This window comes from Paeniglutamicibacter sp. ZC-3 (assembly GCF_025847175.2).
In the GTDB taxonomy this organism is placed as follows: Bacteria; Actinomycetota; Actinomycetes; order Actinomycetales; family Micrococcaceae; genus Paeniglutamicibacter; species Paeniglutamicibacter sulfureus.
Genome location: NZ_JAOYTG010000001.1, coordinates 89,682 through 114,491 on the forward strand (window position 1 = coordinate 89,682; position 24,810 = coordinate 114,491).

The following is a 24,810-nucleotide window of genomic DNA, read 5'->3' on the forward strand; positions in this document are numbered from 1 at the left end:
TGCCGCGACTAGCGGCGCGTCTTGCCGCTGTGGCGCGGACCGTGGATGTCCATGACCTGAACGTCGGCGGGCTCTTCGTTCTCGCCGTTGGCGGTCCCGGCCTCGGGTACCACCTCCACCGGCTCCACCAGTTCCCCGACCTCGGCCGCGGCCTTCGGGAACAGGCGGCGCAGCGCCTTGGCCAGCAGCGGCCAGAGCAGCACCAGGGCGATGATTACGTAGACGACCACGGCGATCGGCTCGCTGAACAGGCCGGCCGGGTCCCCGCCGCTGAGCTGCAGGGACTTGCGCAGTTCCTCCTCGGCCCGGGGGCCAAGGATCACGCCGATGATCAGCGGCAGCACCGGGATGCCGAAGCGGCGCATCGCGAAGCCCAGCGTGCCCAGCACCAGCAGGATGACCAGGTCAAAGGCCTGCAGGTTCACCGCGTACGCGCCCAGCGTGGCGAAGAACAGGATGCCGGCGTAGAGGTACTGGCGCGGCAGCTGCAGCAGCTTGGCCCACAATGGCGCCATGGGCAGGTTGACCAGCAGCAGCAACGCGTTGCCGATGAACAGGCTGGCGATCAACGCCCACACCAGCTTCGGTTCCTCCTCGAAGAGCAGCGGGCCGGGCTGGACCCCCAGCTGCATGAGCGCCAGGAGCATGACCGCGGCGGTCGCGTTGGTCGGCAGGCCCAGGGCCAGCATCGGGGTCAGCGTTCCGGCGGCCGAGGCGTTGTTGGCCGCCTCGGGACCCGCGACGCCTTCGATGGCGCCGTGGCCGAATTCCTCCGGGTGCTTCGAGAGCTTCTTCTCGGTGATGTAGGACAGGAACGTCGGGATCTCCGCGCCGCCGGCGGGCAGGGCGCCGAAGGGGAAGCCGTACGCGGTGCCGCGCAGCCAGGGCTTCCAGGAGCGCTTCCAGTCGGACTTGCCCATCCAGGGGCGTCCCACGGGAATCGTCTGGCTCCGGGTCTTGCGCAGGTGCGCGGCGATCCACAGTGCCTCGCCGATGGCGAAGATCGCCACGGCCACCACTACGATGTCCAGCCCGTCGGCGAGCAGCGGCTGGCCGAAGACCAGCCGGCCCTGTCCGCTGACCGGGTCCAGGCCGACCAGGCCGATGGCCAGGCCCAGCCCCAGGGCGGCAAAACCGCGCAGCTTGGAGGTACCCAGCACGGCGGTTACGGCGATGAGCGCCAGCAGCATGATGGCCAGGTAGCTCGGGTTGCCCAAAGACACGGCGAACTTCACCACCCAGGGGGCGATGGTGGCCAGCAGCGCGGTGCCGATGGTGCCGGCGACGAACGAGCCGATGGCCGCGGTGGCCAGTGCCTGGGCGGCGCGCCCCGCCTTGGCCATCTTGTGGCCCTCAATGGCGGTGATGACCGTGGCGGACTCGCCGGGGGTGTTCAGCAGGATGGAGGTGGTCGAGCCGCCGAACATGCCGCCGTAGTAGATGCCGGCGAACATGATCATGGCGCTGGTGGGTTCCAGCCCGTAGGTCACCGGCAGCAGCAGCGCGATCGCCATGGCCGGGCCGATGCCCGGCAGCACGCCGATGGCGGTGCCCAGCAGCACGCCGATCACGGCGAAGAGCAGGTTGACGGGGGTCACTGCGGTGGCGAACCCCTGCATCAGCAGGTTGAATGTATCCACTTAGAGCACTCCCTCGAGCAGGCCGGCCGGCAGGTGGATGCCCAGCCCCAGATAGAAGCCGTAGAAGGTGCCCACGGCCAGGGCCACGGAAATCAGTCCATCACGGATGTAGTTGCGCCCGCCCAGGGCCAGGACGCTGCCCCAAAAGAGGATGGTTCCGGAGATGGGCCAGCCCACCAGGTCGATGAAGACGATATTGAGGATAAAGACCAGCATCAGGGGAACGACGACCTTCCAGTCGATGGGCGTTCCGAGCTCGATGTCCTCGCCGTCCTCAGGCTCCGCCGCTCCCCCGCGCAGGATGTTCACGGCGAGCAGGATGGCGCAGCCCAAAAGCAGGGTCCCCACGATGTAGGGAACGGTCTTGGGACCCAGCCCGTCGGACTGCTGGAATGGCACATTCAAGCCAATGGCATCGATCACCACCATGGCCCCGACCGCCCCGAGCAGGGCCGCAAAGCCCAGCTCGGGGCGGTCCTTGAGCCAAACGGCTACTGGTTTCATGCCAATCCCAGGGCGGCCAGCACGTCGGAAACCCGCTTGTCCTGATCCGTGAGGAAGGTGGAGAACTCATCGCCGGTGATGAAGGCGTCGGTCCAGCCGTTGGTCTTCAGTGCCGCCTTCCATTCCTCGGAGGCGTGCATCTTCTCCATCGTGGCGATCCAGCGGGCCTTGGCCTCGTCGCTGATGCCCGGAGGGGCCACCAGGCCGCGCCAGTTGCTGAACTCCAGGTCGATGTCCGATTCCTTCAGGGTCGGGGCGTCGACGCCCTCGAGGCGCTCGGCGCCGGAGGTTGCCAGCACGCGGACGTCGCCGGACTGGATCTGCTTGAGGAATTCCCCTGCACCGGAGGCCGCGAAGCCCAGCTTGTTGCCCAGGATCGCCGGCAGCAGGTCTCCGCCGCCGTCGTAGGAGACGTAGTTGACCTTTTTGGCGTCGATCCCCACGGCCTGGGCCAGCTGCATCGGCAGCAGGTGGTCGGGGCCGCCCGGCGAGGAGCCGCCGCCCACGGCCAGCTTGGACGGGTCCTTCTTCCAGGCCGCGACGAGGTCCTCGATGGTCTTGTACGGGGAGTCCTTCGAGACCATGATGGCCCCCGGCTCCTGGATCAGCCGGGCGATCGGGGTGGTGTCGGTCAGCCGGGCGTCGGTGTCGTTGGTGTAGCTCGCGCCCACCACGCCCAGGCCCATGAGCATGCCGAGGTCGTTGTTGCCCTTTTCGTTGACGATGCGCGAAAGGCCCACGGTGCCGCCGGCGCCGGCGAGGTTGAAGACCTCCACCGACTTGGCAATCTCAGCTTCCTCCATGACCTTGGCACCGACGCGGGCCGTGGTGTCGTAGCCGCCGCCGGGGCTGTTGGGGACCATGATCCGCAGGCCCGTCACCGGGCCGGATTCGGCCGCGCTGCCGGAGGCGCCGGCGTCATTGCCGGTGACCCCGCAGCCGGTGGCGGCGAGCATGATACCGGCGGCAACCGCTGCCAGCTTCAGGATATTGGTTCGTCCCATGGTGATTCCCATCTCAGATGCGAGTGAATGATGTGCACCACACTAGGCCGCCGCCAAGGCCGGGCAATTCTTGTGGTCGCAAAGAAAGTTGTGTACATAGTGTTCACGGTCACATTCGGTGCGGGTGCGCGATGTCGGTAGAGTTCACGCCGAAGGCGCATGCCGGACCGGGCGATTGGCGCCGGGTGCGTCATGGCACGGAAAGGACCGCCGGTGTCCGGCCACTCCCCCGCCCCGCGTTGGGGCCGCACCGCCCGACTGAGCCTCGCGGGCCAGTTCCTGGGACTGCAATTGCTGATCCTGCTCGCCGTCATGGCCGGGGTCCTGGCCATGTCCCTGGCCCAGGCCACCCAGACCTTTGAACGCGTCGAGTCCCGGCGCTCGCTGGCCGCTGCCGAAAACCTCGCCGCGACCCCGCTGGTGCGCGCCCTGCTGCCCGAGGCCAGGCCCCGCTTCGGCTCGGCCCTGCCCTCGATCACCGAGTCGGTGCGCTCGGTCTCCGGCAGCAGCGAGGCGGTGCTGGTCAACGCCGAGGGGACCGTGGTGACAGCCTCGAATCCCGCCCTGCTCGGTGAGAAGTTCCCGCTGGGCGAATCCGAGGTCATGGAGGGCCGCGCGTGGACCGGGTCCACGCAGCGCGGCGGCATCAAGATGCTCGAGGCACACGTCCCGGTGCTCGACGACGGCGGACGGCTCGTGGGATTCGCCGCCATGGGGCGCAGCTATCCCTCGCTGCTGGAGCGCCTGCTGGAGGCCACCCCCAACCTGCTGGTCTACCTGGGGGTCTCGGTGGCGCTGGGCACCCTCGGATCGCTCCTGCTCTCCCGCCGCGTCAAGCGCCAGACCCTGGGCCTGGAGCCGGCGGAAATCACCGGGCTGGTCGAACACCGCGAGGCCATCCTGCACGGGGTCAAGGAGGGCGTGGTGGCCATCGACCTGCGCGAGCGCATCACCCTGGCCAATGACGCGGCACGCCGGCTGCTGGGCTGGCCCGATGACTGCGAGGGCCGGACCCTGGCGGACCTTTCCATCGACGCGGCCCTGCGCGAGGTGCTGACCATGAAACAGGCCGAGGCCGACCGGCTGGTGCTGGTCGGCGAGCGCATGGTGGTGTTCAACCGCCGCCCCATGGAGGCCCGCGGCCGGCTGGTCGGCTCGGTGACCACGCTGCGCGACCGCACCGAACTGACGACCCTTGAAAAGGAACTGGGGGCCACGCGCATGACCACCGAGACGCTACGCGCGCAGACCCACGAGTTCGCCAACCAGCTGCACACCATCTCCGGGCTGATCCAGCTGGAGGAATACGACGAGGTGCTCTCCTACGTCAACGGGGTGAGCTTCAGCCGCACCCGGCTGCTGGACGACGTCACCCACCGCGTGGCAGACCCCACGGTGGCCGCGCTGCTCATTGCCAAGTCCGCGCTGGCCTCGGAACGGGGCGTGGGCATAGACCTGGATCCGGGCTCGCAGCTGGGGCGGGTGGACGAGGCGCTGTCGCGGGACCTGACCACGGTGGTCGGCAACCTGGTGGACAACGCCATCGACGCGGTGGCGGGGCGCCCCGACGCGCAGGTCAAGGTCCGGCTGGCCGAGGAAGACGGGACGGTGGTGGTCACGGTGCAGGACTCGGGCGAGGGGGTCGACGAGTCGAACGTTGCTAAGATCTTCGTGCAGGGCTACAGCACCAAGGCCTCCGCCTCCGAGGCGGGGCGCGGCTTCGGCCTGGCGCTGACCCGCCTGGTGTGCCTGCGCCGCGGCGGCGACGTCACGGTCGCCAACGACGAGGGGGCGGTCTTCACCGCCCGCCTGGGAAAAAGGGTTCAGCCATGATCAAGGTGCTCATCGTCGACGACGATTTCATGGTCGCGCGAATCCATTCGGGGTTCGTGGCGCAGATGCCCGGCTTCGAGGTTGCAGGGGTCGCCCGCACCGGGGCCCAGGCCCTGGCCGAGGCCCGCCGCCTGCGGCCCGATTTGGTGCTGCTGGACATCCACCTGCCCGACATTTACGGGCTGGAGCTGCTGGGCCAGTTGCGCGCGGAGGTCCCGGAGCTTGACGTGCTGGTGATCAGCGCCGCCCGCGAGGCCGAGACGGTGCGCCGGGCGCTGCGCGGGGGCATCGTGCACTATCTGATGAAGCCGTTCACCCAGGAGGACCTGCACCAGCGCCTGGAGCACTACCGGCGCACCTATCGTTCGCTGGGTTCGGCAGCCACCGCCGAGCAGTCCGACGTCGATGCTGTCTTCGGCATGGCCGGGACCGACAAGCCGCTGCCCAAGGGCTGCGCGGCGGAGACCATGGAACGGGTGCAGGGCATCCTGCGCGATGCGGAGGCGGATCTCTCCGCGCTGGAGGTCGGCGAGATGCTGGGCCTGTCCCGGGTCAGCGCGCGGCGCTACCTGGAGTACCTCAACGAGGTCGGCCAGGCGCAGGTGCACCTGCGCTACGGCGGCGGGCGTCCCGAGCGCAGGTACAGCCGGCGCGGGGCCTGAGCCGCGGCCCCGCTACAGCCAGTCGTCCTCGCCGAAGGACCCGTTCTGCAGCTTCTGGTGCGCCTCGCGCGTGAACATCAGGCACACGCGCGTGGCCTCGGCCACCGTGATTCCGTCCTGGTTCTTGCCCACGTGGGAGAAGGTTGCCACCCCGAGCCCCGGCCGGGAGTTGGAGGGACGCAGGTCAACGATGTGCGTCTGGGTGTAGAGCGTGTCCCCCGGGAAGAGCGGGTGCGGGAACCGCACGTCTGTCAGTCCCAGCTGGCCCATCAGCGTCCCCTGGGTCAGCTGCGACACCGACTGGCCGACCATGGTGGCCAGGGTGAACATCGAATTCATGACCCGCCGCCCGAAGGGCTGGGTCGCGGCGAAGGCGGCATCCAGGTGCAGCGCCTGGGTGTTCATGCTCAAGGTGGTGAACAGGACGTTGTCCGCCTCCGTCATGGTGCGTCCGGGCGAGTGCACGTAGACGGCCCCGGCATCCAGTTCCTCGAAGTAGAGGCCCCGCTCATGGATTTCGCGCACTTCGTCCTGCTCCGACATGTACCTCACGCACCCCTCGTGCTTGTGTGCGGTTGACCGGCCCCGCGGGTGCCGGTCAATCCCCTTGTCTTGCCATCCTACAAACTTCCCGGCCCTCCGGCCGCGATCCCTACAATCCCAGCGAGCGGGCGATGAGCAGCAACTGGACCTCGGTGGTTCCCTCGCCGATTTCCAGGATCTTCGAATCCCGGTAGTGCCTGGCCACCAGGGACTCGTTCATGAACCCGTAGCCGCCGAAGATCTGCGTGGCATCGCGCGCGTTGTCCATGGCGGCCTCCCCGGCAACCAGCTTGGCTATCGCCGCATCGGTCTTGAAATCCTGGCCCGCCAGCATCTTGGCCGCCGCCGCATAATAGGCCAGGCGCGAGGTGTGCACCCGGGCGGCCATCCGCGCGATCTTGAAGGAGATCCCCTGGTTGGAACCGATGGAGCGCCCGAAGGTCGTCCTGGTCTTGGCGTAGGCGGTGGCCTCGTCCAGGCAGCCCTGGGCCGCCCCGGTGCCCAGCGCCGCGATGGCGATGCGTCCCTCGTCGAGGATGGACAGGAAGTTTGCGTAGCCGCGCCCGCGCTCCCCCAGCAGGTTTTCCTCGGGCACCGTGGCGTTCTCAAACCTCAGCGGGTGGGTGTCGGAGGCGCGCCACCCGACCTTGTCATAGGCGGGGTCCACGGTGTACCCCGCGGTGTCGCGCGGCACCAGGATCGTGGAGATCTCCTTGGCGATGGAGCCGTCGGCTTTTTTCATGGTGCCGGTGACGGCGGTGACCGTCACCAGGGTGGAGATGTCGGTGCCGGAGTTGGTGATGAATTCCTTGGATCCGTTGATGACCCATGACCCGTCCGCCAGGGCGGCGGTGGTGGCCGTGCCCCCTGCATCGGAGCCCGCACCGGCTTCGGTCAGCCCGAACCCGGCCAGTTCCTGGCCCGAGCACAGCGCCGGAAGCCAGCGTTCCTTCTGCTCCTGGGTGCCGAAGCGGTGGATGGGCATGGCGCCCAGGCTGACTCCCGCCTCTAGGGTGATGGCGACCGACTGGTCGACCCGCGCCAGTTCCTCGATGGCCAGCGAGAGCGCGAAGTAGTCCCCGCCCATGCCGCCCACGTCCTCGCCGAAGGGCAGCCCGAACAGGCCCATCTGCGCCATCTGGGCGATCACCCCATAGGGGAAGGAATGCGCAGCATCGTGCTTGGCCGATACCGGCGCCACGACCTCGTTGGCGAACTCGCGCACCGTCTTGGCGAGTTCCGCGTAGTCCTCGTTGAGTTCCAGGTTGATCATGTTCCCCGGTGCCCCTTTCGCTGGTAGGCGTGGATGCCCGGTGGCCGGCGGCCGGGTGGGCCGCACCGCCGAACGGTGCGCGGTTGCGCGCCGCTTGGGCTTTGTCCATTGACCACGTATTGTTAGTGATCATTAACTGAGTCCGAGGCTAGTGGCGTACGGCACACTTGTCCAGCCTCCCGGACAAGTAGTATCAGCGGCCTTTGGCGGGCCTGGCAGAAGCATGAAGGAGCGGTGGAGCGTGAGTTCACATCCCAAGGACGTCACGGCGACCGACCGCGAACGCGCCAAGGCGCAGCGACGCGAAGACCTACTGTCCGAGGCAACCCGGCTCTTTGCCATCCACGGCTACGCTGGGGTCTCGCTCGAGGACCTCGGGGCCGCCTGCGGCATCAGCGGCCCCGCCGTATACCGCCACTTTTCGGGAAAGCCGGCGGTCCTCATTGCCTTGTTGGTGGGGGTCAGCCAGGACCTTCTGGACGGCGGCCGGGAGGTTGCCGCCACCGGCGACACCGCCGCCGAGACGTTGAAGCGGCTGATTGCCTTCCACACGGATTTCGCGTTGGCCCGTCCGGACATCATCCAGGTCCAGGACCGGAACCTGGAAACCCTGCCGGCCCCCGAACTGCAATTGGTGCGCAAACTGCAGCGCGAATACATCGCCCTGTGGACCGAGCAACTGCACCGGATCCACCCGCAGGAGACCAACGCCGTCATCCGCTTCCGGGCCCACGCCGCCTTCGGATTGCTCAACTCAACAGCGCATTCCGCGCACTCCCCGCGCACCTCCAAGGCGGGATTGCGCAGGCTGCTGAACCAGATGGCGGCATCCGCCCTGTTCACACCGGTAGGCTAGGACCTAGACGATCATCACAACTAGAGAGGCAGTGACCGTGCAGCTACGGCCTTTGCAGCCCGAAGACCTGGACCAGTTCTTCGAACACCAGCAGGACCCCGAAGCCAATCTCATGGCTGCCTTCACGGCCCGCAACCCGGCGGACCGCGGGGTCTTCGACCACCACTGGGGTTCGATCATCAACGATCCCAAGGTCATTGTGCGCACCATCGAACACAACGGAGAAGTCGCCGGTTCGATCCTGGTCTTCGAAAACGACACCATCCCGGAGATCAGCTTCTGGACCGCCAGCCGTTACTGGGGCCAGGGCATCACCACCTCGGCCGTGGACGCGTTCCTGGCCGAATACACGGCACGTCCGCTGCGCGCCCGCGTGCCGCAGGACAACATCGGCTCCATCAAGGTCCTGGAACGACGTGGTTTCAAGGTCATCGAGGAGTCTGCCGATTTCTCCAACGCCCGCGCCGCGGTCGTAAAGGAATTCATCATGGAGCTCAGCTAGCTCCTCCCCGCAGTCTTCGCCCCCGCCGGGGGCACGGCAACGGCCGGGATTCTCCCCTTCTTCGGGGGGACCCGGCCGTTGGCATGTGCGGATGCCCCCCTAGTTCCCCGGGGTCTCCACTTCGAGCAGCAGGCGGCGCGCCTCGCGGCGGATGGCTTGTTCGCCGGGCTCCGGAACCGGGGCCGCGGCCAGCAGCCGGCGGGTGTAGTCGTGCTGCGGTGCATGCAACACGTCTGCCACCCTGCCCTGTTCCACCGATTTGCCGTCCTTCATGACCACCACGCGGTGCGCCAGCAGGTCCACCACGGCCAGGTCGTGGCTGACGAAGAGGCAGGCAAACTCGTAGCGGGCCTGCAGTTCCTGGATCATCTCCAGCACCGCCGCCTGCACCGAGACATCCAGTGCACTGGTCGGCTCGTCGGCGATCAGCAGCTCCGGGTCAAGGGTCAGCGCCCGGGCGATGCACACGCGCTGGCGCTGGCCGCCGGAGAGCTCGTGCGGGTAGCGGTTGATCACCGTGCGTGGCAGGTGCACGGCCTCGAGCAGCTCGGAGGCGCGGCGGATGCGCTCGGCGCGGTTGCCGACCTTGTGCACCACCATGGGTTCGGTGATGCAGTCGCCGATCGGGAAACGCGGGTTCAGCGATGCCGCGGGGTCCTGGAAGATGACCCCGATCTTCGCGCGGATGGCCCGCGCTGCCTTGGGCGGCAGCGTCGCGAGGTTGGTTCCCTGGACGGCCAGCACCCCCGAGGCCACGGGCAGCAACCCCAGCACGGCCTTGGCCACCGTCGACTTTCCGGAGCCCGATTCCCCCACGATGCCCAGGATCTGTCCGCGCCCCAACTCGAAGGACAGGTCGTCCACGGCCCGGAACTTGGTGCCGCGCATGTCGTATTCGAGCACCAGGTTCCTGGCCTCGAGGACCAGCTCGCGGTCCGCGCCCAGGGGTGCCTCCGGCTCGGGCACCCACTCCGCCGTCACGTCCACCGCCTCCAGCCTGGGCACCGAGGCCAGCAGCTTCTGCGTGTAGGGGTGTTCCGGGTGGTTGAGCACCTGGTCCACGGTGCCGGTTTCCACCAGCGAGCCGTGGAACATCACCGCGACCCGGTCGGCTAGGTCCGCGACCACGCCCATGTTGTGGGTGATCAGCAGGATGCCGGTGTTCAGCTTGTCCTTGAGCTCGCGCAGCAGGTCAAGGATCTCCGCCTGCACCGTCACGTCCAGGGCGGTGGTCGGTTCGTCGGCGATGATGACCTTCGGGTCGCAGGAGATCGCCATGGCGATCACGATGCGTTGGCGCTGGCCACCGGAGAACTGGTGCGGGTACTGCTTGATGCGCTTGGCCGGATCGGGGATGCCGACCATTTCCAGCAGTTCGATGGCGCGACGGGTGGCATCCTTGCCATAGGCCAGTCCGTGCAGTTCCAGGGATTCGGTGAGCTGGCGCTCGATGGTGAGCACCGGGTTCAGCGCGGTCATCGGTTCCTGGAAGACCATGGCGATGTCCGTGGCGCGCATCTTGCGCATCTTGTTCTCCGCCAGGCCCACCACGTTGACCCCGCCCACCAGGGCCCTGCCGGTGATGTAGGCGTTGGAGGGCAGCAGGCCGATGGCGGCGGTGGAGGTCACCGACTTGCCGGAGCCGGATTCACCCACCAGGGCCACGACCTCGCCGGGGTACACCTCCAGGGAAATTCCCTTGACGGCGTGCACGTCGGAGAACTCCGTCTCGAAGGAGACGGACAGGTTCTCAAAGCTCAGCGCGGTGGACCGATCGCCTGCCGATGGTGCGGAGATGCTCATTCGGAAACCTCGTCTTTCTGCTTGCGGCGCCTGGCCTTGCGGGTCTGGCGCGGGTCAAAGGCATCGCGCAGCCCATCGCCCAGGAAGTTCACGCTCAGCGCGATCGCCAGGATGATCATGCCCGGCCACCAGAACAGCCACGGGCGGTTGGTGAAGGCGTTCTGGTACTGGCTGATGAGCAGGCCCAGGGAGGAGTCCGGGGCCTTCACCCCGAAGCCGAGGTAGGACAGCGAAGTCTCCAGCAGGATGGCCCCGGCGATGGCGAACGTCGCGTTCACCACGATGACGCCGATGGTATTGGGCAGCAGGTGCTTGAAGATCACCCGGCTGGTCTTGGCCCCCATGGACTGGGCGGCCGCGACGTATTCGCGTTCACGCAGCGAGAGCACCTCGCCGCGCACCAGCCTGGCCAGGCCGGTCCAGGTCACCAGCCCCAGCACCAGGGCCAGGGCCACGGTGGTGTTGCCCGAGCGCGAGGCGATCTGGCCCAGCACGGCGGCGAGGACCAGCAGCGGAATCACGATGAACAGGTCGGTCATGCGCATCAGCACCGCATCGACCCAGCCGCGGTAGTATCCGGCCACGGCGCCGACAACGGCACCGATCACGGTGGCCACGAACCCGACGATGACGGCGATGATGATCGACTGCTGCGTTCCGCGCATCACCAGCGCGAAGTAGTCCTTGCCCGTGGAGTCCTGGCCGAACGGGTTCTCGCCCCAGCGCAGCCCCTCCCCGCCGAGCCAGCCCGGGATCAGCGAAAGCGTGGGACGTCCCCCGTCGACGACGGATCCGGCCAGCGTGTAGTCCTTGTCCCACCAGCCCGGGATGCCCGCATAGCCGATGGAGGTGAAGGCCATGACGGCAATGAAGGCCAGCATCAGCGTCGATATCATGGCGGCCCGGTGGGCGAAGAAGCGGCGGCGGACCAGTTGGCCCTGGCTGAGCGAGACGCTGTCCTTGCGCGCCAGCGCCGCGTCCTCGGCCTCGGCCAGCAGGACGGCCGGGGTTTCGGTCGGTTCTTTCTCGATGGTCATCGCCGGCCCTCCCGTGCGTTGTGGTGGTTCGTGTGCTGGTTCATACCCTGATCCTCGGATCCAGAATTGCGTAGAAGATGTCGGCCAGCATGTTGAACACGACCGCGGCGGTTCCCGTCACCAGGAAGAAGGCCATGACCGGGGCCGGGTCCACTTGCAGCAGGCCGGTCCGGAACAATTCGCCCATGCCTTTCCAGCCGAAGACCGATTCGGTGATCACCGCTCCGCCGATCAACCCGGCGAAGTCGAAGGCGGCGATGGTGGCGATGGGGATCATGGCGTTGCGGAAGGCGTGGCGGAAAATCACCGTGCGTTCGCTCAGTCCCTTGGACCGGGCGGTGCGGATGTAGTCCTGCTGTCCGACTTCCAGCATCGAGGAGCGGGTGTAGCGGCTGTAGCTCGCCAGCGAGATGATGGCCAGCAGGATGGTGGGCAGCAGCAACTGGGTCCCCTTGTCCAGGAAGTCCTCCCAGAAGGTCCCGGCGAAGTTCGGGGTCTGCGAACCGATGGTGGCGATCGGCCGGGGCTTGAGGAGCAGGAAGCCGGGCCAGGCGCGGAAAATGTGGTCAAGGGTGGTCAGTCCGGCCATGACCAGTCCGGTGGCCACCGAGACGCCCATGGCGGGACCGCGAAGGTGCGCCCCCATGTACTTGCCCAGGAGGGCAGGGATGAGCACTGCCAGGATGCCGCCGCCGACGAGGACGAACCAGTTCGGGTTCTCCAGCACGCCGAAGGCCAGGTAGTAGACGACCGCGCCCAGCGCCACCGTGGCCAGCGCCGGGTAGAGCACCTTGGTGTTCCGCAGGCCCACCGTCATGGCGGTCCCGCTCAGTGCCACGCCAAGCCCCAGCACCAGCACTCCGCCGAATCCCAGTTGCGGGAAGCGGAAGAAGTTCAGCCAGGTGAGGTAAGGGATGACGACGGCAACGAATCCGGCTGCCACGGCGAAGGTGATGATGCGCCGCTTGAGCGGGCCGGCCAGGAAGATCTGCATCAGGAAGCCGACAAGTAGCGCGATCGCCGCTATCTGCAGCGGCGAGAAGGCCGGGTCGCGCATCCAGTCGTTGTAGCCAATGGCCAGGTATTCCTTCAGCAGCACGGCTGCCCAGAAGACCGGAAGAGAGAAGAAGAGGAAGGTGATGAAGGTGACGCCGTAGTCCAGGCCCGAGTATTGGCGGACCGCTGTCAGCACGCCGATGGCGATGCCGAGGATCGCTGCCAGTACCGTGGCCAGCAGCACCAGGCGCAGCGTGGAGCTGGCGGCCAGGCTCAGCAGGGCCCCGACGTCCACGCCCTGGCGGCTGGTGCCCAGGTCGCATTGGAGGGCGAAGCACTTGCCCACACCCACCAGCCAGGTCCAGTAGCGCTGGTACCAGGGCATGTCCAGGTTCATGAAGGTGATGCGTTGCTGCATCAGGGTTTCGCGGTTTTCCGCGTTGCTTTCCCGGAGCTCCGCCAGCGGGTCGCCGGAGTTGATCACGAGGACGTAGAGCAGGAGCGAGGCCGCAAACAGGATCCCTATCGACGCGCCCAGCCTGCGGAGAATAAATCTCAACACTGCAAGTAGCTACCTTTCTAGCCGATGTGTCCGCGGCTCGTGGGCCGACGGACACGTGGGGCCCGACGCTGGTTGCGCCAGGCCCCACGTTGTTGCCGTTTTCCGTCAGTCGGCTATTCGGCGCGGACCCACTGTTCCGCGTTCCAGACCAGACCGTTCTGGGTGGCCGTCTTGCGGACGTTCAGCACGTCCTCGGCGGATGCCCCCAGTCCCGGGTGGGCGAAGAGCGGGATGCCGAAGAGGTCATCCCAGAGCAGCTTCTCGATCTTCTTGGTTTCCTCCGCGTGGACGTTGGTGTCCAGGGTGGTGGTAAGGCGCTCCCAGGCCGCGTCGACCTCGGTGTTGGAGTACTTGCCGTAGTTCTGCGGCTTGCCCGTGGCGTAGATGTTCTCGCCGGAGGTGATCTGGCCGGATCCGGCCCAGGCGAACAGTGCCACCTCGTAGTCGCCGCGCTCCTGGGTGCCGCCCGGTGCGAAGAACTTCGGGTCGCCTGCATCGACGATGTTGAAGCCAGCCTGGTCGCAGGAGGACTTGATCATGGCCACTTCCTCGGTGCGGCGCGGGTTCGGCGCCGAGTATCCGATCCGGACCTCCGGCTTGTCGACCCCTTCGGTCTCGAGGATCTTCTTGGCGCCTTCGATGTCGACGTTGTCGTACTGTCCGGCGTAGGCCGCGGACACGACGTCGCCGTAGCTTTCCTGGAACGGGAAGACCTCGCGGGTGTTCATGACCTGGGCCTCCGGGTTCAGCGGCTTGATCAGGTTCTCGACGATCTGCTGGCGCGGGACGCACATGGCGAAAGCCTTGCGAAGCTCCAGGTTGTCGGCGAAGAGCGCACCCTTGGTGAAGTTGAAGTCGAGGTGCTCCCAGGTGAGCGTGTCACCCTGGTGGACCTGCACCGTGTCACCGAGGGCGGTGAGCTGTGCGAGCGTGTCGACTGTGGGCTGCGGTTCGATGACGTCGATGTCGCCGTTCTGCAGGGCCTGGACCATGGTGTCCGGTGCGGCAAAGCGAATGACCAGTTCCTTGGTTGCCGCCGGGGTGCCGTAGTAGTTCTCGTTGGCCACCAAGGTGATGGACTGTCCGGCTTCCCAGCTGCCGAGCTTGTACGGGCCGGAAACGGGAATGAGGTCGGCGGCCGGAAGCGTGCCCGGGGAGGTGTTCCACCCCGTGTTCCAGAATTTTGCGGCCTCCTTCAGCGCATCGGAGTCGCCCGCGCGAATGGCATCGACCATTTCGGTGGTGCTCATGCCGGCTTCCTTGGCCACGATATGTGCGGGGCTGTAGATCATCGTCTGGATGGCGAAGTCCGGATCGGGGTTCGCGTAGGTGACGGTGAATTCCTTGCCGGCCGGATCCCCCTCGGGACCCTTGGGGATGGTCTGGCCCAGGTCCTGCGACACCGAGTCGAAAAGCGGCTTGTCGCCATCGGCGAGATTCGTGTTCTGTACGGCCCAGGCAAGCACCGAGTCGGCGACGGTGATGTCGGTGCCGTCGGACCACTTGGCCTCGGGGTTGATGGTGTACTTGACGGTCATCGGGTCTTCGCTGATGACCTCGTATGAGCCGAGGTCCTCGTTCGGGTAGACCTTTCCGTCGGTGCCGAAGTACGTGAAGCTGGCGAAGAGCCTGTCGGTGACGGCGGAGTTGTAGGTGCTGTAGGACTGCGGAGTCAGGCCGTTGTAGCTGATGAAGTCTTCGGCGCCGACCGAGTAGCTGACCGAGTCGTCCTTGGTCGTGATATCGCCGAGGTCGGCAAGGCCGGTGTCTGCCGGTTCAACGCTGAACTTGCCGCTGGCCCCTGCCGCCGGTGCGGACGAAGCTGTTTCACTGGGGCCGCCGGGGGCACATGCACTTAGCGCGAGTGCGAGCGCAGCACCCACCGCGACAGCCTTGGAAATACGTTGGAAACGCATTTCTCCTCCTAATTAGCTTGATCTAAATGAAGCCGGGGTTTAATCCGGATGCGGTCCATGCAGTGTGCGATGCCCCACAATTTAGAACCATAGCCCCGATTTCAACGTATGGATATAAAAACACCCCTTCATATTTACCTGCCATCCGTGCCGCCACTTGGCCGCTCGTGCCGCGCTTAGCGCCGAACTCCGATGTGACGGGCGCTACAACCGCGAAAAATCAAGGATTCACTTCACATTGAGGTTTGCCAATTACTACCCGCAAGTAGGTGGCGGTGGTCCGCCCGGATTTATAACAGTTTGGAAACACGGCCGCGAATGGCGCTCCGCGCCATCCGGAGCGGCTTGTTTCAGGGGCAGACAGGGTTAAGTCAATGGAGGGGCGAACCTTCCGGTTCACCCCTCCACGTCGCATCTCCTACTGCCGAATTGTCAGCAATTCCTCACTCGACTACAAGCTCAAGGTGGACCCCGGGATCGAGCGGAGCAGGTTGCTGGTGTACTCGCTCCGGGGGTTGTTGAACACCTCGTCCGTGGTGGAGTGCTCCACGATCTTGCCGTACTGCATCACGCAGACATCGTCGGCGATCTGCCGCACCACGGCCAGGTCGTGGGTAATGAACAAGTAGGTGAGGTTCAGCTCCTCCTGCAGCTTGTTCAACAGGTTCAGGATCTGCGCCTGCACCAACACATCCAGTGCCGAGACGGCCTCGTCGCAGATGATCACTTCCGGGTTCAACGCCAGGGCGCGCGCGATGGCAATGCGCTGTCGCTGCCCGCCGGAAAGCTCGTTGGGGAACCGGTGCATCGTGGACGAGGGCATCGATACGTGTTCCAGCAGCTCCTTGACCCGTTTCTGCCGGGACTTGGCGTCACCGATTCCGTGGATCCTCAGCGGCTCCTCAATGGTTCGATAGATGCTGTACATCGGATCCAGGGAACCATAGGGGTCCTGGAAGATCGGCTGCACCCGTCGACGGAACTTGAAGAGGTCGCGTTCGGACCGGTCGGTCATGTCCTGGCCGTCAAAGCTGATGGATCCGGCGGTGGGCTTCAACAGGCTCAGCACCATCTGGGCCACCGTGGACTTGCCCGAGCCGGACTCCCCCACGATCGCCGTGGTGGTGCCGCGCTTGACGGAGAAGGACACATTGTCCACAGCGGTGAAGTCCTCGCTGCGGCCCAGTCCCTTGCGGATCTTGAAGACCTTGGTCAGGTCCTTGATCTGCAGGACGTCGTCGTCTGTCATCTCATGCTCGGCCTTGACCACCGCATTGACTTCCTCGGCCACCTCCGCCGGCTGTGATTGCAGCCGCTTGGAGGCCAGCGACGGAGCCGCGGCAACGAGGCGCTGGGTGTAGGGGTGGACCGGGTTGCGCAGGATTTCCAGGGCCGGCCCTGATTCAACGACCTGCCCCTTGTACATCACCACGATCTTTTCGGCGCGCTCCGCCGCCAGACCCAGGTCGTGGGTGATCAGCAGCACGGCCGTGCCCAGCTCGCTGGTCATGGTCTCCAAGTGGTCCAGGATCTGCTGCTGCACCGTCACGTCGAGGGCGCTGGTTGGTTCGTCGGCAATCAGCAGCCGCGGGCGGCAGGCCAGGCCGATGGCAATCAGCGCGCGCTGGCGCATGCCGCCGGAGAACTCGTGCGGGTACTGCCCGGCTCGCTTTGCCGCATCGGGCAGCCCTGCGTCCGAGAGCACCTGGGCGACTCGTTCCTTGGAGTTGTTTCCCGCCAGGCCGTTGGCCTTGAGGGTTTCCTGGACTTGGAAGCCGATCTTCCACACCGGGTTCAGGTTGGACATGGGGTCCTGGGGAACCATGCCGATCGAACTGCCGCGCAGCTCAATGATGCGCTTCTCGTTGGCGTGGGTGATGTCCTCGCCGTCAAAAATGATCTGGCCGCCGGTGACCTTGCCGTTGCCGGGCAGCAGGCCGATGGCCGACAGCGCGGTGGTGGACTTTCCGGAACCGGACTCCCCCACGATGGCCACGGTCTCGCCCGGCATCACCGTCAAGTGGGCCTTGCGCACGGCGTTGACCGGCCCCTCGGGGGTGGTGAAGGTGATGGCCAGGTCCCTGATTTCAAGCAGCGGAAGGTCGTCCCGGACCGAGTCGAACATAGTGGGTTTCTTCAATAATTCGCTCATGGTGCTAGCCCTTACGTGACTTTGGATCGAGTGCGTCGCGCACGGCGTCACCGAGCATGATGAAGCTCAACACCGTGATGGACAGGGCCAGTGCCGGCCACATGAGGATCTCCGGGTTGTTGCGCACGGAGATCTGCGCCGAGGCAATGTCATTGCCCCAGCTCATGATGCTCGGCGGCAGCCCCAGGCCCAGGAACGACAGCGTCGCCTCGGCGACGATGTAGATGCCCAGCGAGATGGTCGAAACCACGATGACCGGTGCCAGGGAGTTAGGCACCACGTGCTTGACCAGGGTCTTGAACTTGGACAGGCCCAACGAGCGCGAGGCCATGACGTAGTCCGAGCTCTTGGCCTCAATGACAGCCCCGCGGGTGATGCGGGCCATTTGCGGCCAGCCGAAGATCGCCAAGGTGATGATGACGGTCCAGATGCTGCGGTTCTCCCTGAATGCCGGCAGCTGCATGATGATGATGGCGCCAAGGATCAGCGGCAAGGCAAAGAAGATGTCGGCCAGTCGGGCCAGTACCGCGTCGAGCCAGCCGCCATAGTAGCCGGCCAGGGCGCCGAGGATGCCGCCAAAGACGACCACCGCGATGGTGGTGAACAACCCGACCAGAACCGAGGCTTGGGCGCCGTACATGATGCGCGCATAGATGTCGCAGCCTTGGAACGTGAAGCCCAGCGGGTGCCCGGCTGAGGGGCCCTGACGGGCAAAGGAGAGGCTGCAGGCTGTTGGACTGGTGCTGGTGAACAGCCCGGGAAAGGCAGCCACGGCAATCACCAGGAGGATGAGCAGAGCGGAAATGATGAACAGCGGCTGCGTGCGCAACGAGCGCCAGGCCTGGGCCCACATGCTCAACGGCTGCGCGGTTTCGTCCACCTTGTCCACGGACTGCAGCGGGGTTTCCTCCAGCGGTGCCACATAGTGCTCGATGTGGCGACTGGAGATCTTTCCGGCGCGGACGCGGGGAGCCTGCGTGGTCGGTTCGATGATTTCGGGAGTTGGATTCTCAGACAAGGCGGATCCTTGGGTCAAGCCACGCGTAGAGCAAATCAACGACGAGGTTAGCGATAACAAAAACAACTACGAGGACGCTGACGACTGCCACGACGGTTGGGGTTTCACCCTTGAGTACGGCCTGGTACACCAGATTGCCGATCCCGGGGACGTTGAAGATGCCTTCGGTGACGATGGCGCCGCCCATGAGGGTTCCGAGGTCGGCACCGAGGAAGGTGACCACCGGAATCAGCGAGTTGCGCAGAATGTGGACCATGATCACGCGGCGGCGGCTCAGGCCCTTCGCGGTTGCGGTGCGCACATAGTCTGCCTGCTTGTTCTCGATGATCGAGGTGCGGGTCAGTCGCAGCACGTAGGCCAGCGAAACCAGCCCGAGGACGGTAGCCGGCAGTATCAGGTCACCCCATGGAGCCGTGGAACCGACGGTCGGTTTGGCCCAGTCGAGCTTCACTCCGACGATAAACTGCAGCACGAAACCCAGGACGAAGGTGGGTACGGCGATGACGATCAGCGAGGCAACCAGCACCGTGGAGTCGAAGAGCTTGCCTTTTTTCAGGCCGGCGATGACGCCGAAGATGATGCCGAAGAAGGCCTCGATGGCCAGGGCCATCACGGCCAGGCGCGCGGTCACGGGCATGGCCCGGGCAATGACGTCCGCCACTGGCTGGCCGGAGAAGGTCTGGCCCAGGTCGAAGGTCACCAGGTTCTTGAGGTACAGGAAATACTGGACCCAGAACGGCTGGTCCAGGTTGTACTGGGCACGCAGCGCGGATTCAACCGCGGGGCTCATCGGCTTGCCGCCGGACAGTGCGGCGATGGGATCGCCGGGGGTGGCAAAGACCAAGAAATACACCAGCAGGGTGGCCCCGAAGAATACCGGGATCAACTGCAGGAATCTCTTGAATGTAAACATGATCATGGAACTGCCACCGTGGGTGTTGTGGGGGTGATCGAATCGATCAAGGGACTACTCCTTGTAAGGAAGTTCAGGTTGGCTGGCGGGGATGCTTTGCCGGTTGACGCAAGAAGGGGGACCCTAGGGCGGGTCCCCCTTTCTCACGTGGTGGATCAGCAGCGGGACGGGCTACTTGCCGACAATGGCGTTGTAGACCGGGACACCGTTCCATCCGAACTTCACATCGGAGACGCTTTCGCTCCAACCGCCCTGGACCGCCTGGTACCACAGCGGGATGACAGGCAGATCCTTGAGCAGGATCTCCTGGGACTCGTTGAAGATCTTGTTGCCTTCCTCGACGGAGGTGGCGGCAAGGCCCTCGGCCAGCTTCTGGTCGAATTCCTTGCTTGAGTAGTCGCCGTCGTTGGAACCGGCACCGGTGCCGTACAGCGGGCCAAGGAAGTTGTAGAGCGACGGGTAGTCAGCCTGCCAGCCGGCGCGCGAGGCGCCCTTGAGATCCTTGGAGACCACCAGTTCACGCATTTCCTTGAACGTCGGGATCGGGTTCAGCTCGGCCTTGATTCCCAGGGTGTTGGAAATCTGGTTGGCCATGGCCTCGATGTATTCCTTGTTGCCCGCACCATCGATGTTCGAGGTGATGGTGAAGGTTTTGTCGGCCGGCCACGGATCGATCTTCTCGGCCTCGGCCCACAGTTCCTTGGCCTTCTCGGCGTTGAACGTCAGCACTTCGTTGCCAGGGAGGGCATCGGAGTAGCCGTCGAGCACCGGGGAGGTGAAGTCCTTCGCGACCTGCTTGCCACCGAAGAAGATGTTGTCGATGATCTCCTGGCGGTTGATGGACATGGAGATGGCCTGGCGGCGAAGCTGGCCGGCCTCGCCCTTGAACTCTGGCAGGTAGCTGGCGATCGTCATGGTCGCGTTGCCCGCGTAGGCCTGGTTGACCCAGCGGTCGCCGAGGTCGTCCTGGTAGTTCTGCAGGGCGCTCGGCGGGATCTGGTCGAGCACGTCCAGGTTGTTGGCCAACAGGTCCTGGTAAGCAGCATCAAAGGTGCTGTAGATCTTGAACGACACGCCGCCGTTGGCCGCGGTGCGTGGACCGGAGTAGTCGGCATTGGGAACCAGGTCGATCTGGACGTTGTGCTTCCAGCCGTCCTCGGCCAGCTTGTACGGGCCGTTGCCTGCGGGCTTTTCGCCGAAAGCCTTGGGATCCTCGAATGCGGCGGCCGGCAGCGGGTAGAAGGCGGTGTAGCCCAGGCGCAGCGGGAAGTCGGACTCGGCGCGCTTGAGTTCAACGGTGAAGGTGGTGTCGTCGACGACCTTCAGGCCCTCCATGGTCTCCGCGGTGGCACCCTCGGCACTGACCTCGTCATAGCCCTTGATGGACTCGAAGAAGTACGAGTTCAGCTGGGCATTCTTGGCGGCTGCACCGAAGTTCCAGGCATCCACGAAGGACTTGGCCGTAACGGCCTCGCCGTTGGTGAACTTCTGCCCGGACTTGATCTTGATGGTGTAGTTCATGGCGTCGGTGGTCTCGATGGACTCCGCCAACTCATTGACCGGCTTGCCGTCGATGTCGTAGCTGACCAACCCGGTGAAGAGCAGATCCATCACGCGTCCGCCGCCGACTTCATTGGTGTTGGCCGGCAGAAGACCGTTTTGCGGTTCGGTCGAGTTTGCCGTGATGACCTTCGCCGGGTCTCCGCCTGTGGTTTCGTCGGCTTCGTTTCCTCCGCCGCCGCCACCACAGGCGGTCAGGGTCAGGGCCAGGGCTGCGGAAAGCACAAGGGCCTTCGAGGTGCGGTTGTAACGCATTCTTTCTCCTCAACGAGTTTGTTGGTTGGCGTGGGTGCCTGTTTATGCACCGCCAAACCAGGGTGAGTCTCATCACTCACATGTGAGACTACTCATAAATCTCTGAAACAACTAATGAACGACTGCACTGAAACAGAATCTTAATGATTCTGCAACTTATGACTGGATGACATTTCACCTCATTCATTGTCGGGACCCTGACATCGACCAGCCCTTCCTACAACAAACCGATCAGCATCGACGGGTCTTCAAGGACCCGTCCGATTTCCGCCAGGAACCGAGCGCCTTGCTCCCCGTCGACCACGCGATGGTCGAATGACAGCGAGAGCACCATGATGTGTCGCAGGGCAATCTCGTCCCGGTGTTCCCACGGCATCTTGCGTATCTGGCCCATGGCGAGGATTCCTGCCTGGCCCGGCGGCAGGATCGGGGTGCCTCCATCCACGCCGAAGACACCCACATTGCTGATGCTGAAGGTTCCTCCACCGAGCTGGGCCGGGGTGATCCGTCCGTCCCGCGCCGCTGAAGTCAGTTCCCCGATTTCGCGTGCCAGTTCCGCAAGGTCCATGCCCTGGGCGCCGTGGACGACAGGAACCATCAGCCCGCGATCGGTCGCCGCGGCGATCCCGAGATTCACGTGGCCGAACTCGACAATTTCGTTGTTTTCCCCGTCCCAGTGCGAGTTCAGCGTGCGGTGCCGGGCCAGCGCGAGGACGACCACCTTGGCCACCAGGGTGGTCACCGTGATCTTCACGCCGGAAAGCCGCGGCGAGGTGCGCAACCGCTCCAGCAGCGCCATGGTCTCGGTGACATCCACGCTCAGGAATTCGGTCACGTGGGGGGCGGTGAAGGCGCTGGCCACCATGGCGGCGGCGGTGGCCTTGCGCACGCCCTTGATGGGGGTGCGTGTTTCGCCCCGGGTGCCGGCGGTTTCGCGCTGCGGTTCCGCCTCAACGCCGACGCCCTCGGAGGCACGCACGACATCGTCGCGCGTGATTAGCCCGTTGGTGCCGGTGCCCTTGAGCGAGCCCAGGTCAATGTTGTGGTCCCGGGCGTATTTGCGCACCGGCGGGGTGGCCCGCAGGTGGCCGATCCCCCGCGGCACCTCGTCACCGGCATCAACCATCCGGAGCCCGGGTTTCGGCGAGGCGGGTTTCGCCTCGGATGACCCGCCGGCACCCCGGCCGACGGAAGCCGGAGCTGTGTGCGCCGGTTCCTGCCGCGGTGCCTGGGCCTTGCGGGCCCGGCGCGTCGGATGCCCGCTGTTTTCGACGGCAGCGCCGTATCCCACCAGGGTCGGCTGCCGCTTGGCCGGCTCATCTCCCCCGTCCCGGGGTTCCCGCCCGGAAGTTCCGGAATGGTCGGGCACGTCGAAGGAAATGAGCGGGTTGCCGACCTCCACGACGGCGCCGACCTGCTCATAGACCTTTTTCACGACCCCGCTGAACGGAGAGGGAAGTTCCACGATCGCCTTGGCGGTCTCGACCTCGGCGATGACCTGGTTCAGTTCCACGGTGTCGCCCTCGGCAACGCGCCAGGAGAGGATCTCGGATTCGGTCAGGCCCTCACCGAGATCGGGCAGCTTGAAGAGTTTCTCCATGGTGGTGTTCATCCTTCCTCTCCCAGCAGGTCGCCGGTGCGTCGCATGGCCCTGTCGACCCCATCAAGGATCCGGTCAAGATCCGGAAGATGGTGGTGTTCCAGCTTCGAGGGCGGGTAGGGGATGTCGAATCCGGTGACCCGCACCGGGGCGTGGTCCAGGTGGTCGAAGCAGCGCTCGGTGAGGCTTGCGGCAAGCTCCGCGCCGATGCCGCCGAACTTGGAGGCCTCATGGGCGATGACCACCCTGCCGGTCTTGCGGACGGATGCGGAAAGCGTGGCGAAGTCCACCGGTTCGATGCTGCGCAGGTCGATGACCTCGATGTCGATTCCCTCGTCTTGTGCCGCTGCAGCGGCATCCATGGCGGTTTTCACCAGCGGACCATAGGCAATCAGCGTCAGGTCCGCGCCCTCCCGCACCACCTGCGCGTTGTAGAGCGATCCGGACTCCGGGACCAGGTCCGTGTCAACCTCCCCCCGCACGTGGTAACGCCGCTTGGGCTCGAGGAAGATCACCGGATCGTCGTCGGCGATCGCCTGCTGCAGCATGGTGTAGGCGTCCTGCGGGTTCGACGGCGAGACCACCCGCAGACCCGCGGTGTGGGCGAAGTAGGCCTCGGGCGATTCGGAGTGGTGCTCCGGGGAGCCGATGCCACCGCCGAAGGGGATGCGGATGGTCACCGGCAGCTTGACGTTGCCGCGGGAACGGAAATGCATCTTGGCCAGCTGGGAGACGATCTGGTCGAAGGCCGGGTAGACGAAGCCGTCGAATTGGATTTCCACCACCGGGCGGTAGCCGCGGAATGCCAGGCCGATGGCGGTGCCGACGATGCCGGATTCGGCCAGCGGTGTGTCGATGACACGGTGCTGGCCGAAGTCTTTTTGCAGTCCGTCGGTGATGCGGAAGACGCCGCCGAGCTTGCCGATGTCCTCGCCCATGAGCACGACCTTGGAATCGTGTTCCATGGCCGAACGCAAGGAGGTGTTCAGGGCCTGTGAGAAGGTGAGGGTTTTCATTTGGTTCCCTGCCCTTGGACGGCAAAGCCGGCGAGGTAGTTGGAGTAGTTTTCGCGTTGTTCCTCCAGCCCCTGATGGGGATGGCTGTAGACGTGGGCGAAGAGGTCGTCCACGGTGGGGTCCGGCATGGTGGTGATGGCCTCGCGCAGTCCGGCGGCCAGCTCGTCGGCCGCGGACTCGGAGCGTTTCTTCAGCTCCCCCAGGTCCGCGCCCAAGCTGTCCAGGTGCGCGGCGACCCTGTCCAGGGGGTCCTTCGCAGCCCATTCCTCCAGCTCCAGCGCATCGCGGTAGCGCGTGGGATCGTCCGCCGTGGTGTGGGCGCCCATCCGGTAGGTGACCGCCTCGATGAATGCCGGGCCGCTGCCGGTGCGCACGTGGGCAAGGGCCGCGCGGGTGGCCGCCATGACCGCAAGGACGTCGTTGCCGTCGACCCGCCAGGTGGCCAGGCCGAAACCTGCTGCCCGGTCGGCGATGTGCCCGGTGGTCTGCCTGGCGACGGGTTCGGAGATGGCCCAGTGGTTGTTCTGGCAGAAGAACACCAGCGGCGCCTGGTAGCTGGCGGCGAAGACCATGGCCTCGCTGACATCGCCCTGGCTGGTGGCCCCGTCCCCGAAGTACGTGATGGCTGCGGCGGCCGAGCCGTCGAACTTCAGCCCCATGGCATAGCCGGCAGCGTGCAGGGTCTGCGCCCCGATGACGATCTGTTGGTTGGCCATGTTGACCTCGTAGGGGTTCCACCCGCTGGGAGCCGCCCCGCGCCACATGCGCAGCAGGTCGTGCGGGTTCACCCCGCGGCAATAGGCGACCCCGTGTTCGCGGTAGGAGGGGAAGATGAAATCGTCGGTTTCCAGCGCGCGGCCGGATCCGATCTGCGCGGCTTCCTGGCCCAGCAGCGGTGCCCAGAGCCCCAGCTCGCCCTGGCGTTGCAGGGCGGTGCCTTCGGCATCCAGGCGGCGGATGCAGGCCATGTCGATGTACAGCTTTTCCAGCGCGGGAACATCGATGTCACCGACCCATTCATCGAGCTCGGGGCATGGGTGGCGGGTGCCGTCGGGGGAAATCACCTGGAGGTAGGTATCGGGGCCCTCGGGGGCCTTCGGGTCAAACGTGGGGGACACGGTCGGCATCCTTTGCGTCGATGGCGAATCAGGATTGGCATTCCGGT

The 24,810-nt window shown here is 65.5% G+C and carries 20 protein-coding genes; 4 read left to right on the top strand and 16 right to left on the bottom strand.

The window, feature by feature from the left end; translation table 11 throughout:
* Positions 1-8: 8 nt before the first annotated feature.
* The 3 genes from OIU93_RS00405 to OIU93_RS00415 are packed head-to-tail and all read right to left on the bottom strand — an operon-like array spanning position 9 to position 3,148.
* The gene (locus OIU93_RS00405) at positions 9-1,619 is read right to left on the bottom strand and encodes a tripartite tricarboxylate transporter permease (protein ID WP_372342857.1); all 1,611 of its coding nucleotides are present in this window, start codon (positions 1,617-1,619) and stop codon (positions 9-11) included.
* A gap of 21 nt (positions 1,620-1,640) precedes the next feature.
* Entirely contained in the window at positions 1,641-2,144 is a 504-nt protein-coding gene (locus OIU93_RS00410) for a tripartite tricarboxylate transporter TctB family protein (RefSeq protein ID WP_264268085.1), read from the bottom strand.
* The gene (locus OIU93_RS00415) at positions 2,141-3,148 is read right to left on the bottom strand and encodes a tripartite tricarboxylate transporter substrate binding protein (protein WP_264268086.1); all 1,008 of its coding nucleotides are present in this window, start codon (positions 3,146-3,148) and stop codon (positions 2,141-2,143) included. Before OIU93_RS00415 ends, OIU93_RS00410 begins: the two co-directional genes overlap by 4 nt.
* 258 nt (positions 3,149-3,406) lie before the next feature.
* Between OIU93_RS00415 and OIU93_RS00420 the strand changes: the two genes are divergently transcribed.
* Complete coding sequence (locus tag OIU93_RS00420) at positions 3,407-4,981, top strand: sensor histidine kinase (protein ID WP_264268592.1); 1,575 nt, start codon at positions 3,407-3,409, stop codon at positions 4,979-4,981.
* Complete coding sequence (locus OIU93_RS00425) at positions 4,978-5,643, top strand: response regulator (RefSeq protein ID WP_264268087.1); 666 nt, start codon at positions 4,978-4,980, stop codon at positions 5,641-5,643. The genes OIU93_RS00420 and OIU93_RS00425 overlap by 4 nt, the downstream gene beginning before the upstream one ends.
* Before the next feature lie 12 nt (positions 5,644-5,655).
* On the opposite strand, the gene OIU93_RS00430 is transcribed toward OIU93_RS00425, so the two are convergent.
* A complete protein-coding gene (locus OIU93_RS00430) occupies positions 5,656-6,186 on the bottom strand; it encodes a MaoC family dehydratase (protein ID WP_264268088.1) in 531 nt (176 codons plus the stop codon).
* Positions 6,187-6,295: 109 nt separating this feature from the next.
* Complete coding sequence (locus OIU93_RS00435; protein WP_264268089.1) at positions 6,296-7,459, bottom strand: acyl-CoA dehydrogenase family protein; 1,164 nt, start codon at positions 7,457-7,459, stop codon at positions 6,296-6,298.
* Between the two features lie 241 nt (positions 7,460-7,700).
* On the opposite strand from OIU93_RS00435, the gene OIU93_RS00440 reads away from it, so the two are divergent.
* Together OIU93_RS00440 and OIU93_RS00445 are read left to right on the top strand one after the other, a co-directional pair.
* Entirely contained in the window at positions 7,701-8,315 is a 615-nt protein-coding gene (locus OIU93_RS00440) for a TetR/AcrR family transcriptional regulator (protein WP_264268090.1), read from the top strand.
* 37 nt (positions 8,316-8,352) lie between these two features.
* Entirely contained in the window at positions 8,353-8,817 is a 465-nt protein-coding gene (locus OIU93_RS00445) for a GNAT family N-acetyltransferase (RefSeq protein WP_264268091.1), read from the top strand.
* Between the two features lie 99 nt (positions 8,818-8,916).
* Here OIU93_RS00445 and OIU93_RS00450 read toward each other — a convergent pair whose 3' ends face one another.
* The 11 genes from OIU93_RS00450 to pdhA form a co-directional block, all read right to left on the bottom strand.
* The gene (locus tag OIU93_RS00450) at positions 8,917-10,620 is read right to left on the bottom strand and encodes an ABC transporter ATP-binding protein (protein ID WP_264268092.1); all 1,704 of its coding nucleotides are present in this window, start codon (positions 10,618-10,620) and stop codon (positions 8,917-8,919) included.
* Positions 10,617-11,657 (bottom strand): ABC transporter permease, encoded by a 1,041-nt coding sequence (locus tag OIU93_RS00455; RefSeq protein ID WP_264268093.1) that lies wholly within the window; start codon positions 11,655-11,657, stop codon positions 10,617-10,619. The genes OIU93_RS00450 and OIU93_RS00455 overlap by 4 nt, the downstream gene beginning before the upstream one ends.
* A gap of 40 nt (positions 11,658-11,697) precedes the next feature.
* Complete coding sequence (locus OIU93_RS00460; protein WP_264268094.1) at positions 11,698-13,215, bottom strand: ABC transporter permease; 1,518 nt, start codon at positions 13,213-13,215, stop codon at positions 11,698-11,700.
* Positions 13,216-13,328: 113 nt separating this feature from the next.
* Positions 13,329-15,131, bottom strand: coding sequence for an ABC transporter family substrate-binding protein (locus OIU93_RS00465; RefSeq protein WP_264268095.1), 1,803 nt, complete (start codon positions 15,129-15,131; stop codon positions 13,329-13,331).
* A 451-nt stretch (positions 15,132-15,582) separates the two neighbouring features.
* Positions 15,583-17,283, bottom strand: coding sequence for an ABC transporter ATP-binding protein (locus OIU93_RS00470; protein WP_264268096.1), 1,701 nt, complete (start codon positions 17,281-17,283; stop codon positions 15,583-15,585).
* Positions 17,284-17,287: 4 nt separating this feature from the next.
* Complete coding sequence (locus OIU93_RS00475) at positions 17,288-18,274, bottom strand: ABC transporter permease (RefSeq protein ID WP_264268593.1); 987 nt, start codon at positions 18,272-18,274, stop codon at positions 17,288-17,290.
* Positions 18,275-18,293: 19 nt separating this feature from the next.
* Positions 18,294-19,220 (bottom strand): ABC transporter permease, encoded by a 927-nt coding sequence (locus OIU93_RS00480; protein ID WP_264268097.1) that lies wholly within the window; start codon positions 19,218-19,220, stop codon positions 18,294-18,296.
* Between the two features lie 165 nt (positions 19,221-19,385).
* Positions 19,386-21,029, bottom strand: a complete 1,644-nt coding sequence (locus OIU93_RS00485) for an ABC transporter substrate-binding protein (protein WP_264268098.1) — start codon at positions 21,027-21,029, stop codon at positions 19,386-19,388.
* A gap of 217 nt (positions 21,030-21,246) precedes the next feature.
* Complete coding sequence (locus tag OIU93_RS00490) at positions 21,247-22,641, bottom strand: dihydrolipoamide acetyltransferase family protein (protein ID WP_264268099.1); 1,395 nt, start codon at positions 22,639-22,641, stop codon at positions 21,247-21,249.
* A complete protein-coding gene (locus OIU93_RS00495; RefSeq protein ID WP_264268100.1) occupies positions 22,638-23,645 on the bottom strand; it encodes an alpha-ketoacid dehydrogenase subunit beta in 1,008 nt (335 codons plus the stop codon). The genes OIU93_RS00490 and OIU93_RS00495 overlap by 4 nt, the downstream gene beginning before the upstream one ends.
* On the bottom strand, positions 23,642-24,772 hold the full coding sequence (gene pdhA / locus OIU93_RS00500) for a pyruvate dehydrogenase (acetyl-transferring) E1 component subunit alpha (protein ID WP_264268101.1): 1,131 nt from the start codon (positions 24,770-24,772) through the stop codon (positions 23,642-23,644). The genes OIU93_RS00495 and pdhA overlap by 4 nt, the downstream gene beginning before the upstream one ends.
* Between the last annotated feature and the right edge of the window lie 38 nt (positions 24,773-24,810).